We start from the raw sequence: 266 nt of genomic DNA, 5'->3' as shown, positions 1-266 counted from the left end.
GGCGCCGGTGGGGCTGGCGGCGGGACCGGCGCCGCTCAGGGTGCCGGTGGGCATGGGGGTACCGGCGGCACCGGCGGCACCGGGGGTCAAGGTGGGTCTGGTGCCGATAGCACCAACCCGGCGGTGGCGGGTCAGGCTGGCGGCCAGGGTGGCACCGGCGGCCAAGGCGGCGACGCCGGCAAGGGCGGTCTCGGCTCCACTGTTGGTGCTGATGGCACCGCCGGCGACGGCGGCACCGGTGGTGTGGGCGGCACCGGCGGCAAGGG

1 pseudogene is annotated in these 266 nt (G+C 78.2%); it reads right to left on the bottom strand.

The window, feature by feature from the left end:
• A pseudogene (locus BST40_RS32740) lies at nt 1–266 on the bottom strand (hypothetical protein); the annotation flags it as partial.

The sequence above is a fragment of the Mycobacterium persicum genome (assembly GCF_002086675.1).
GTDB lineage: Bacteria > Actinomycetota > Actinomycetes > Mycobacteriales > Mycobacteriaceae > Mycobacterium > Mycobacterium persicum.
This window is presented reverse-complemented; position numbering and strand designations above follow the sequence as displayed.